The sequence below is a fragment of the Moorena sp. SIO1G6 genome (assembly GCF_010672795.1).
Classification (GTDB): Bacteria; Cyanobacteriota; Cyanobacteriia; order Cyanobacteriales; family Coleofasciculaceae; genus Moorena; species Moorena producens.
This window is the reverse complement of the sequence record NZ_JAAHFZ010000012.1, coordinates 125,136-136,801: the sequence shown is the minus strand read 5'-3', so window position 1 is coordinate 136,801 and position 11,666 is coordinate 125,136. Positions and strand designations below refer to the sequence as shown.

Below are 11,666 nucleotides of genomic sequence, written 5' to 3'. Positions count from 1 at the left end.
AACCAACATGGCTGGCACTGGGGGGTGCGGAATGTGGGTTGATCAGTTTCCTTAAATGATTTACTATGTTCCAGGGAGATTCAGTTGTATTGATTTTTTCTGAATCGTTATACCTCTAGGTCATTAGGAGTGCTGATGAGAAAGTTTACTGCTTTGTTTGCTTTAATTTGTCTGTGTTTGTGGATGTTGTTTCAAGCTCCTGCCTTAGCTGAAAGCCGATCCATGCTTGACTACAAGGTCACGCCAGAGGTGATCTACGGCCAAGGGGATGTTATCAAAGAAGACGGTGAATTGGATGATCTCAACTTGTGGATGGATGTCTACGAGCCCCTTGAAGACACGGAAGAACAAACGGAAGAAAAACCACGACCCGCTGTCATTTTTACCCACGGCGGCTCGTTCCATCGTGGCAGTCCACGCTACACCTACGACGAAGGTGGCGCGCAAGACACCTCCCCGGGGGATTATTGCCGAAAGTTTGCAACGCGGGGCTACGTTTGCTTCGCAATCACTTATCGACTGATACCTGACAACCCAGTAGCGTCGGACTACCCGCCAGATGATATCGACATGACGAACCTCATATTACTGATCGATCAGATGAATAAGGTTCGTAAAATAATGGACCTCGATCCCCTGGATCCTAGCGATCCTGAAGACATGAAACTTATCACCGATGGGGTGCTGTCGGCTGCCGAAGATCTGCGTACCGCCGTCAACCATATCCGCAACTCAGCTGAAACGTACAATATCGATCCAGAGCGCATTGTCGTCGGTGGATTTTCCGCCGGAGCCATAACAACTTTGAACGTCGCCCATGGCATGCACGAACCGGTGGCAGCTGCTTTCATGATGTCTGGTGGTATCCTTGGCTTCGACATCCTCAACACGGTAACAGAATCATCGGATAGCCCGCCGATCCTCCTGTTCCAAGGGCAGAACGACCTGGAAGCCGCTTTCGTTACAATGCCCATTCTGATTGAGCATTACAAGAAAGTTGGTGTTCCATATACCTTTGCCTGGGTCCCCGCCTTCGGCCACTTCTACACTTCAGGCGCAACCAGCCTCTCTGGAGACGGTTCAAAGATGTCGGTTGACCAACGGATTATGCAGTTTCTTGATCAGATCTGGGAGGATTTGTAAATAACGTCAATCTCCCGCTTGCCCCATGGTTAGTAGAGCAGACCTGTTTTGCCATATTGTTCCGGATCGAGATAGAGCAATGAAGGATTAAGAAATAGTAGATGCACCCTGACTCATCCCTCAGCTACCCGCTGGGGATTTTTTTTGTTCAATTTTGTCTCAACCAATCTATCAGTTCTATTGGGCTTACCCATTTCTAATTTCTTCCGGATAATGATAGACCAATGAAGGATTAAGAAATAGTAGATGCACCCTGACTCATCCCTCAGCTATCGGCTGGGGATTTTTTTTGTTTAATGTGGTCTCAACCAATCTATTAGTTTGATTTGGCTTAGGCATTTCTAATTTCTTCCGGATCTAGATAGAGCAATCAAGGATTAAGAAATAGTAGATGCACCCTGACTCATCCCTCAGCTACTCGCTGGGGATTTTTTTTGTTCAATTTTGTCTCAACCAATCTATCAGTTTTATTTGGCTTACCCATTTCTAATTTCTTCCGGATCTAGATAGAGCAATCAAGGATTAAGAAATAGTAGATGCACCCTGACTAATCCCTCAGCTACTCGCTGGGGATTTTTTTTGTTCAATTTTGTCTCAACCAATCTATCAGTTCTATTTGGGATAACCATCTTGGCTGTCTCCTTGGCGTAAGCATTTCTAATTTCTTCCGGATCTAGATAGAGCAATCAAGGATTAAGAAATAGTAGATGCAACGTGACTTGTCCCTCAGCTACCCGCTGGGGATTTTTTTTATAGACCTCTTGCAAAAGTCTAAAAATATCGATCAAGAGAACTTACTAGGTGCCCTTGGCAGTATAATTATACTCAAAGCATTACTGGACAATACTTTCGGAATTTTAAACCTGTTACTTTCCGTAAGCATTATAAATTTACGGAAGAATATTAGATATCCCGATGGGTAAAAGGCTTAGCATTCTCACCAACATAAGTAGCGGCAATGTGACCATTACCTGTAACCTTGTATTTGTAAGTTACTAATCCTTCTAACCCCACTGGACCACGGGGGGGCATTTGTTGAGTGCTAATTCCTACTTCTGCTCCAAACCCATAGCGGAAACCATCGGCAAAGCGAGTAGAACAGTTGTGGAAAACATTAGCGGCATCCACTTGATTTCCGAAGCTATCTGCTACCTCCTGGTCTTCAGTAACAATTGCATCCGTATGTCTGGAACCATAAGTATTGATATGGTTAATCGCTTCTTCTACAGAGTCTACTACTTTGATAGAAAGAATTAAATCACTGTATTCTGTAGACCAATCCTCATCCGTTGCTACAGAGATTGGGATAATCTCACGGCTAGCTTCATCCCCTCGTAATTCTACATTACGCTTTTTCAAAGCTTCTGCTGCTAGGGGCAAGAAACGAGGAGCAATTGTTGAATGCACCAGCAGGGTTTCAATAGCATTACAAACCGCTGGATATTGGGTTTTGGCATCAACGGTGATAGTTACCGCTTTCTCCAAGTCAGCTGCTGCATCAATATAGAGGTGGCAAATCCCATCAGCATGACCGAGTACTGGAATACGAGTATTCTCCTGCACAAACCGAACAAAAGCATTCGACCCTCTGGGAATAATCAAATCCACATAGTGGTCTAGTTGTAACAGCTCTTTGATTTCTTCTCTAGTGGTTAACAACTGTACCGTTGCTGGGTCAACTGCTGTGGTAGATAATCCTTTATGAATTGCTTTGACTAGGGTTTCACAGGAGCGAATTGCTTCTTTACCGCCTTTGAGGATAACACCATTACCGGATTTAATCGCAAGAGAGGTAATTTGAATTAAGGCATCGGGACGAGCTTCAAAGATAACCCCTAAAACTCCTAAGGAACAAGTGACTCGTTTGAGGATTAGTCCTTGATCCAGTTCTCGATGAATTTGGACATTGCCCACAGGATCACCAAGGTTGCCCACATCTCGCACCCCCTGAATAGCCCCCTTGAGCTTCGTTTCGTTCAACTTCAGGCGATTGTAAAGGGGTTTGGGAATTTTATCTGCCTCAGCCGCTTGGCAGTCTGCAGCATTCGCCGCTAGGATTTCCGGTGCTGCAGCTTCCAAGGCTTGGGCTATTGCCTCAATAGCTTCATTTTTAGCCTTTGTTGAGAGAACGGCTAACTTTTGTGAAGCTTGACGGGTTTTTTGAGCGATCGCACTTAGGGGTATGGATGCAAGTGGTGTAGCTGTCATGGTTTTGATTTTGGAGGCAATACCAATACGTGATCAGCAGTGTAGCAAATTGATGCTCCCAGAGGGTGCAGGCCGTGCTATTCTTGGGGATTCTTGCTTGCCCCAAACCCCCATCATCGGCTAAACCATCAAGGTATACATCAGGTTGACTATAAGATTAACTTTGCGAAAACGCGATCGCATACAGCCGCTGTGGATAGTAGTAAATAGCTTACGCAATTCAGCCATCGATACCCCTTAGTTGGTCGAGCTGTGATCTAAAAGCAACAGACTCAGGGGTGATTTTTTTGGAACAGTTCAAAGGCTTTTCCCGGCTACATACTAGTTGCATCACCTGTTACCAGCTCGCCTTACCCTGAAGTTATACATTTTGGTTAACTTTGCGAAAACCGGTACGCATACAGCCGCAGGGCAAACGCATCTAATAATTTTTTTAGTCCTGTATTATAGTATTTTATAAATTAAAAAAACACTATATTTGGAAAGTATCTTCTCAACAAGCACCATAAGCCAGGATTTATTGATAACTATCCCCGGTTACCCAACAAGATGCGTTTGCCCTGAGCTTGTTTGTCACCCTTTCGTTGTCACACAAGGCGATATTTGTATAATTCCCTGTAGATTTCATTGCACTCGGAAAGAAGGTCATCAAAGCGCTCCGGGATGGCATCGCTTTTGGGTTTGTAGGGGTGAAACCCGGTTGAGTTTCTCACCGTGTCATACCACTGATATTTAGACCAAATATCATCGGTTGGGTTGCCTTTAGACCAATTTAACATCGCATCTGTAAATTCAACCTCTACCGCTTCGCAGAGCAAGGACAAGGTATGGCATGGGTTTTCCTGTAGGTCACGGGCATCGATTACCGGCGGAATGAGACCTGAATAGTCACGGACTATTTCAAACAATTGCTTAAGTCGTGGCATCCCTATGGTGTCCAATGTCGGATTAGGCCATAGCCGAAGATAAGATAGGAGCATCTCCCGAGGTTCACGAATCAGAAAGCAGTTGGTCAATTGGGGAACCCAACTAATGTCGATATGGGGTAGGAGTCGATATATCATAAACTTTTGGTAATAGATCGATTTGTCGTTTGGTATTGACCCGGTCGTCACTTGCTCTACAATCTTGACCCAGTCTGTTTCATAACGGTTGAGCACTTCGTCCATTCCCGGGTCTTTCCGACCAGTGACTGAAATATAATGTGGATAAAACGGCTCGTCTTGTACAAAGGTATCCGGGCGATTTCCCCAAGAACGTAGTAGAACTGTCGAAAGACATCGTGGACTAGCCCACATGGCGATGCGTTTCAGTTGATTTGCCACTAAATCAATCTCCTTTCCTCGAATCAAGCAATGATAAAATTCAGCGATTATTAAGCGTCAATCATCAATAATTAAGAAGCATAGCATTTTTTTACGTAACACTTTTAATTATGGGTTTCACCCCTAGTATTATCCTTAGTTTTAGCGATGGATGTGCTAAATTGTAATGTTCCCATCAATTATTTATTACTTCTACGGCTTGTCAAAAAAAAATTATGGTAATAAAATTATGCAAAGGATTAAAATATCAGAGCCGGAGTAATCACATGAGGAGCCAAAAGATTGCGTGCAAGTGTTGGGAGGGTCAGGAGGGTAACAAAACCATCCACAAGCAACAGGACTAAATCTGTTGATGAACCGCCTAGATGAAAAGTAACGGCCACGATCTCCAATTCTGAAGTGTACCAGCTTCATGTTCACTCATACATTCAAACTGTAGAGGGAGCAAAAGTCATTCTCAGAGGCCAGATTGTTGTATCCTAAAAGTCAGGACTTGAGATATAATCAATCATGGCTCGATTCATAAAAGATGACAACCGCACCGATGAACCTAAACTACTTCATCATCTTGAGTAGGTAGTTTTAGCGATCGCTTCTTTGGAGGGAGAGTGAACGGTTACATAGTAACAATCGTCCCTGTCAGATATAACTGATTGAGTTGGACGGTGATGTTGCTCATTTACCTAGATTTGTATACAATAATAGGGAACAATAAACTATCATAAATTGATCTTCAAAAATTATCGATTGGAAATAATCAATGATTGAAGTAAAAAAAATTCCTAATAAAGGAAGGGGCATTATTGCGACACAGGATATTCCCCAAGGAACATTAATTGAAGTTGCTCCTGTTGGTATTTTTTCTATAAACAAAATACCAAACATAAATGAAACGGAAATATTCAAGTATTACTTCGTAAATCCGTTAGAGTATGGCAAAAGTAAAAATGTGACTGGATATCTTGTTTTTGGTTTAGCTTCTCTTTGTAATCACGCAGAAAACCCGAATGCTCGTGTGGACTGGATCGAAGATGAAATTGGTTTATGGTCACATTTGATCGCAGATAAAAATATTAATAAAAGTCAAGAAGTTACATTATTCTACACCAACATTGATGAGTATGCTGATGCCAACAAATTTGTTTAATCATTGTTAGCAAGTCCTGTGATATTTTTCATAAATCCTGATCTAATTTTCTGAGTCACATAGATTTAGTGTTTTCTAAATTTCAAAAACACTTTACCAGCTCGCCTTACCCTGAAGTAATACATTATTTTGGTGAATTTTTCGAAAACCCTTACCCATACAGCTGCTGTGGATAGTAGTAAATAGCTTACGCAATTCAGCCATCGATACCCCTTAGTTGGTCGAGCTGTGATCTAACAGCAAGACACTCAGAGGGTATTTTTTTTGGAACAGCTCAAAGGCTTGTCCCAGCTAAATACTAGTTGTCTGATGTCTGAGCAACCTTACGCTGAAGTTATACCATTGGTTAACTCTTTGGTTAACGTTGGGAAAACCCGTACGCATACAGCCACTGTGGATAGTAGTAAATAGCTTACGCAATTCAGTCATCGATACCCCTTAATTCCTCTGTCTGTGATCTAAGAGCAAGACAGGGGTATTTTTTTTGTGTAACAGCTCCAAAGGGTTTTCCAGCTACATACTAGTTGCCTGACGTCTGAGCAACTCCTCTTACTATCAACTTATACCTAAGGTTAACTTTCCGAAAACGCGATCGCATACAGCGGCTGTGGATAGTAGTAAATAGCTTACGCAATTCAGCCATCGATACCCCTTAGTTGGTCGAGCTGTGATCTAACAGCAACAGACTCAGGGGTTATTTTTTTGGGAACAGCTCACAGTAATAGGTACTATAGCTACATAGCAAAAAGCAAAAATTGACTTTTGCCACAGACTCAATGTTAATTTTAACTACTCACATCAGCCAATAGTTCCATTTGAGCCTAAATCTAAGATGCTCTATAACTATATAATTGTCGGTGCTGGTTCAGCAGGTTGTGTCCTTGGTGACATACTCCCACACTGACTCTGCTCTTACAGAGCCGCTCCGCGAACGAGTGAGCGTGTGGGCTTCTTGCCAACTCCACCCAACGGTTAGGATACTCGGCAAGCTTTATTAACGACACGGGATGACCCTCCGCGCCGGAACAATACAAAAAAGTTCTATTTTTAGTTAGTAGGTGGCGGTTAGCTCTTAATTTGATAAACCCTACTGTTTTTTAGTATAGACGAAAAATAAAATATCAAAGTTCCTGTCCGCCATTCATCCCACGCCGACCTTTCGGCAAAGCCGACGCGGGGCGCGTTCGGTGCGGACGTGGGGCATAAGCGCGCATGAAGCTAACCGCCTCACGGAAAACCCCAACACTAGAGTATTGCTACTGGAAGCTGGCAAGCCAGACCGCGAGCGGTCAATTCACATCCCCATCGCCTTTCGCGCCCTATTCAGAACTGAATACGATTGGAGTTACTATACACAACCCCAAAGCAATCTGAACAACCGCAAATTGTTCTGGCCCCGTGGCAAGGTTCTAGGTGGCTGTAGCTCTATCAACGCCATGATATATATTCGAGGTCACCGCTGGAACTATGACCACTGGCACGAATTAGGGAATAAGGGGTGGAGTTTTTCTGAGGTGCTGCCCTATTTTAAGAAAGCCGAAAACCAGGAAAGGGGAGCGTCTGAATACCATGGCACTGATTGTCCGCTCAATGTCGCCAATTTGCGCTACACCAACCCCCTATCTCAGGTGTTTGTCGAAGCAGCTACAGAAATAGGCTTGGAAAACACCAAGGACTTCAACTGTCGGGAACCAGAAGGAGTAGGATTTTATCAGGTAACTCAGAAAAACGGTAAACGTCATAGTACCGCTGCTGCTTACTTAAAACCCTGCCGCCCAATTATCTAACTGATCAAACAGATTTACAGGTTTTGCTTACTGGCATCAAGCTGTGTCGTCAAATACTTCAGGCGTCAGCATTTGAGACCTTTCGGGGGGAGGAACTTTTCCCTGGAACTCAAGTCGAGCAACTCGATGAAATTGCTGCCTACATCCGCGATACCGCTGGCACATTGTATCACCCAGTTGGAACTTGCAAGATGGGGAATGACCCAATGGCAGTGGTTAACTCCCGCCTGCAGGTACATAGTATAGAGGGGTTACGAGTTGTAGATGCCTCAATCATGCCCACTATCGTTGGTGGTAACACGAATGCCCCAACCATAATGATTGCCGAAAAAGTAGCTGATTTGCTGATGGAGGAAGAGCCAACACCATTTAGGAATTAACCCTTAAGTTTACCCATCATTTCTGCTTCATTCCAGTAGGACAAAACCTTTTGAATCTTACCGTCATCATTAATTTCAAAAACACTGATGCCTTCAGCAGTAGCCTCACGACCATTCTTAGCAGACACCTGCATCCTCCACTTTACCGCTGCTCCATTGCCAGCAATAAAAATTTGCTCTTGTGAGATGTCAAAGCTGTTAAAGAAGCTAGACAGTAGTGCAAAGAACTTCTCCGAGTCCTCAGAGACGTTGATTGGTGGCTTTCCCACTGGGTCATAAATCACTGCATCTTCAGCAAAAATCTCTACCCAGCCACCTGGATTCATGGCTGCCATGTTAGCAAAATAGACATTGATTACTGATGCGATCGCTTCTGTTGACATAGTTTCCATCTGACTTCACCTTTATATTATCGGTTAAATTCTGCCCTTAGCGAATAATCCCAGCCAAAAGCCAAAAGGCAGATGTTTGACCCGGTGGGTGGAATGGGCATCAGGCGTGGAACAGGCTTCCAGCCTGTGGCAATTTTCGGAAGGGCTGTGCCAACCCTGGCGCTAGAGGGGAAAATGATGATGAGCCCGCCCTTAACGCACCCTAAGTCACTAATCACTAATCAGGGCAATAACCATGCCAGAATACGTTTAGCAATTTTCTTAGGACCAGGCTTGGCCGAGAGCAAACCGGACAATAGCTGACGCAACATCCAAGGCGCAATCCTGATTAAACATGAACGTAGCAGCGATTGTAGTATTACTAGAAGTAGACCACAGGTGACTATGCCCACTATAATAATCAACCATCTCCAGGGTTGAGCAAGTATTAGCTGTAATACACCAGGAATTACCAGCACTGCCACAATCACCAGGATTATCATCAGCGCTGATAGTCCCCAAGCCAGCTTAGGCAAGTTTGGTGATGGTTTCAGGCGTAGCTGAGCCAAGATTTGAGTGATCAGCCAGTAATGAGCGTCAGCAATTTGACAACAAAAGTCGGGATTCTCCAGACAGTCTCTCTTGATCTGGTGAAGGATTTCTCCATCAAGGGCAATCACACTCCGCATCAGTGCCTGTGCTCGATCAACTGGTAGATAGTAGGTAGAAAAGGTCAATCCAGACTGGAGGCGGTTTTCCCAATCCAGCAGAGCTAAATGGCGTAAATCACTAAGCAACTCTCCGGAAATATCAAGGCCGTGACCAGTCTCTTGTGCTTGTTTAATTTTTGTAAGAATGTCTTGATTTAAATCAAAGCGAATGCTATGAAACAGCACGCGGGAGCGTGTAATTTGTTCTTGCTCAATGTTGATGTATGAGTCTATATTCATACCTTTCCCCTGGTCAAGGGTTTGAGAGTGCTGTTGGGAATGACGCCACACAGGACTAACCAGATTACACCACCACAGCACAATAAAGGTTTTCAGGCTCCCAAATCAAGCCTTCAACAGCCGCAATTTCTTCCTAGCTTAGTTTTCTTAATAGCTGAATGCGTCAGGGAGTCAGTGCTCAGTCTAGTTTATCGTTAATGTTTAAACTTAAGTTATAAACCGTCAACTTTTAACTTTTAACTTTCAACTTTCAACTTTCAACTTTTAACTTTCAACTTTCAACCAAGCTGATAGCTGACTAAGCCACGATAAACTGAAATAATATTAAGAAATGTTAATATAAGGAGTTTTTATCATGCAGACGATCAAGTTAGGTCAGGATGGTCCGATGGTTACAGCCTTGGGAATTGGGACGTGGTCATGGGGAGACAAGCTGTTTTGGAACTATGGCAGTGACTACGGCACTACTCAGGTAAAAGAAGCCTTCGAGGCAACCTTGGATGCTGGAATTACCTTTTTTGACACCGCTGAGGTATATGGACTAGGAGAATCCGAATCCCTGATCGGACGGTTTATGAAGCAGCTGGGACGGAAAGCCCAGATTGCCACTAAGTATTTTCCCTTACCCTGGCGATTTACCGCTCAGTCAGTTTCTGATGCCTTGAGTGACAGTTTGAAACGTTTGCAAGTCGAGCAAGTGGAACTGTACCAAGTACATATGCCTTTTAGTTTCTTGATCAGCCAACAGACCTTGATGAATGCTCTAGCTGATGAAGTGAAGCGTGGTCGAATTGGTGCAGTTGGTGTCAGTAACTATTCCGCTAAGCAAATGGCAGAAGCTCACAGTTACTTGGCAGCCCGTGGCATACCCCTAGCGGTGAATCAGGTGCAATATTCTCTGTTGCATCGGAAAATTGAGAGCAACGGTATTCTTGATAAAGCGCGTCAGTTAGGTGTGACTATTTTGGCTTACAGTCCTTTAGCTCAAGGGTTACTCACTGGCAAGTATACGGTAGAGAGCTATATCAAACCCACTGGAGCTAGGGCTATAGACCCCCGCTTTAGCAAAAGTGGTTTAGAAAAAATTGCCCCTGTGCTAAAGCTACTGAGTCAGTTAGGGGAAAAGTATGAGCGAAAACCAGCTCAAGTTGCCCTTAACTGGCTGATTGCTCAAGATGGAGTAATCCCGATTCCCGGTGCTAAGACCGCACAGCAGGTGCAAGACAATGCAGGGGCTTTGGGTTGGGCTTTGAGTCAGGAGGATGTTAGTCAGTTGGAACAAGTGACTCGCCCTTGGTTAAAATGAAAGCTCAAGGAAAGCGCCCCTACAATAGACTTCGCCGCAGTTGTCCGGAACAGGCAACAGCGCTATTGATTTCAGAAACGATAGCCTGCACCAAATTGGAATTTAACCGGAGAAGTATCGTTGTTTTCATCACTAAGGCTTAATCTGCCACTGCCGTAGATTATGGTGTAGTCATTGACTGCTGCTTCTACACCAGCAGTCAATACGGCTGAATTTTGATTACCTAAAGGAGTGGTGATCTCCTCGTTGTTCACAAAGGTATAGCCTCCACCAACGTAAATGTTAGTATTGCTGGCAACCGGTAGATCGTAGGTAATTGTTGGCTCGACAGCACGACCTTTGCCAGAGAGAAATGCTGCACCACGCACTGAAATTGGTAAATTGGGCACATCAATACGACCTTGATACATGCTACCAATCCTTTCATCGCTTGAGTTTGAGCCAATTCCCAGCAAATTCTCAAAGGGATTGAGGATATCATTACTTATTGTGCTGCCATCGTTACTAATTCCGACGTAGCTACCCTTTAATCCTTCAGGTTGAGCAGAGGCAGGGCTAGCACATAGAACCATAGCAATCATTAAGATTAGGGAAGTTGCGGCAGATTTGAGTATGGGTTTCATCGGTTTCATGGTTATAATTAGAAAACCCCCCGCTTTGATTGCAGGGGGATGGCTATCAAGGTGCATCTACTATTTTTCTATTTCTCAGCCGAGTTGAGTTATCCGGATAAGTCTCAATAAAAATATCCGATTGACTCCAGAGATGGCGTTGCTGAATGATAGGATGATTTTTTCGCCACCCCATTGAGAACTGGTATATGCAAACAAAAAGCGATCGCTTGTTGAGGTAGCGATCGCTTTTTGAGGTCACGATTTAGTCTAAACTGCGTAAGCATTCAGCCCTCAGCCGTCAGCCATTCGCGTAGCCTGGTCACAAGCCTTGGCCATTCGCGTAGCGTGGCCAAAGGCCAAGGCCACGCTACGCGAATGGCTGATAGCACCTCAGGTAGTCTATTAGCTGATACGCGATACGCTGATAGCTGATAG

9 protein-coding genes and 1 pseudogene are annotated in these 11,666 nt (G+C 44.1%); 4 read left to right on the top strand and 6 right to left on the bottom strand.

Features of this window, described 5'->3' with window-relative positions; genetic code table 11:
- Window positions 1–135 precede the first annotated feature (135 nt).
- Window positions 136–1,143, top strand: coding sequence for an alpha/beta hydrolase (locus F6K63_RS13830; protein ID WP_287312382.1), 1,008 nt, complete (start codon window positions 136–138; stop codon window positions 1,141–1,143).
- A gap of 903 nt (window positions 1,144–2,046) precedes the next feature.
- On the opposite strand, the gene F6K63_RS13825 is transcribed toward F6K63_RS13830, so the two are convergent.
- Together F6K63_RS13825 and F6K63_RS13820 are read right to left on the bottom strand one after the other, a co-directional pair.
- A complete protein-coding gene (locus tag F6K63_RS13825) occupies window positions 2,047–3,351 on the bottom strand; it encodes a glutamate-5-semialdehyde dehydrogenase (protein WP_287312381.1) in 1,305 nt (434 codons plus the stop codon).
- Between the two features lie 587 nt (window positions 3,352–3,938).
- Entirely contained in the window at window positions 3,939–4,676 is a 738-nt protein-coding gene (locus F6K63_RS13820) for a sulfotransferase-like domain-containing protein (protein ID WP_287312380.1), read from the bottom strand.
- A 760-nt stretch (window positions 4,677–5,436) separates the two neighbouring features.
- Between F6K63_RS13820 and F6K63_RS13815 the strand changes: the two genes are divergently transcribed.
- Both F6K63_RS13815 and F6K63_RS37820 read left to right on the top strand, forming a co-directional pair.
- Entirely contained in the window at window positions 5,437–5,823 is a 387-nt protein-coding gene (locus F6K63_RS13815; RefSeq protein WP_287312379.1) for an SET domain-containing protein-lysine N-methyltransferase, read from the top strand.
- 1,187 nt (window positions 5,824–7,010) lie between these two features.
- Window positions 7,011–7,990: pseudogene (locus F6K63_RS37820) on the top strand (GMC family oxidoreductase).
- Here F6K63_RS37820 and F6K63_RS13800 read toward each other — a convergent pair.
- Both F6K63_RS13800 and F6K63_RS13795 read right to left on the bottom strand, forming a co-directional pair.
- Window positions 7,987–8,382, bottom strand: a complete 396-nt coding sequence (locus F6K63_RS13800; RefSeq protein WP_008181649.1) for a nuclear transport factor 2 family protein — start codon at window positions 8,380–8,382, stop codon at window positions 7,987–7,989. The pseudogene F6K63_RS37820 and the gene F6K63_RS13800 overlap by 4 nt on opposite strands.
- Before the next feature lie 221 nt (window positions 8,383–8,603).
- Complete coding sequence (locus tag F6K63_RS13795; RefSeq protein ID WP_008181648.1) at window positions 8,604–9,392, bottom strand: hypothetical protein; 789 nt, start codon at window positions 9,390–9,392, stop codon at window positions 8,604–8,606.
- Between the two features lie 274 nt (window positions 9,393–9,666).
- Here F6K63_RS13795 and F6K63_RS13790 point away from each other — a divergent pair, with 274 nt between their 5' ends.
- Entirely contained in the window at window positions 9,667–10,617 is a 951-nt protein-coding gene (locus tag F6K63_RS13790) for an aldo/keto reductase (RefSeq protein ID WP_287312378.1), read from the top strand.
- Window positions 10,618–10,688: 71 nt separating this feature from the next.
- Here the strand turns inward: F6K63_RS13790 and F6K63_RS13785 are convergent, their stop codons facing one another.
- The gene (locus F6K63_RS13785) at window positions 10,689–11,249 is read right to left on the bottom strand and encodes a putative outer membrane beta-barrel protein (RefSeq protein ID WP_161603139.1); all 561 of its coding nucleotides are present in this window, start codon (window positions 11,247–11,249) and stop codon (window positions 10,689–10,691) included.
- Window positions 11,250–11,353: 104 nt separating this feature from the next.
- On the bottom strand, window positions 11,354–11,515 hold the full coding sequence (locus F6K63_RS13780) for a hypothetical protein (RefSeq protein WP_287312377.1): 162 nt from the start codon (window positions 11,513–11,515) through the stop codon (window positions 11,354–11,356).
- Between the last annotated feature and the right edge of the window lie 151 nt (window positions 11,516–11,666).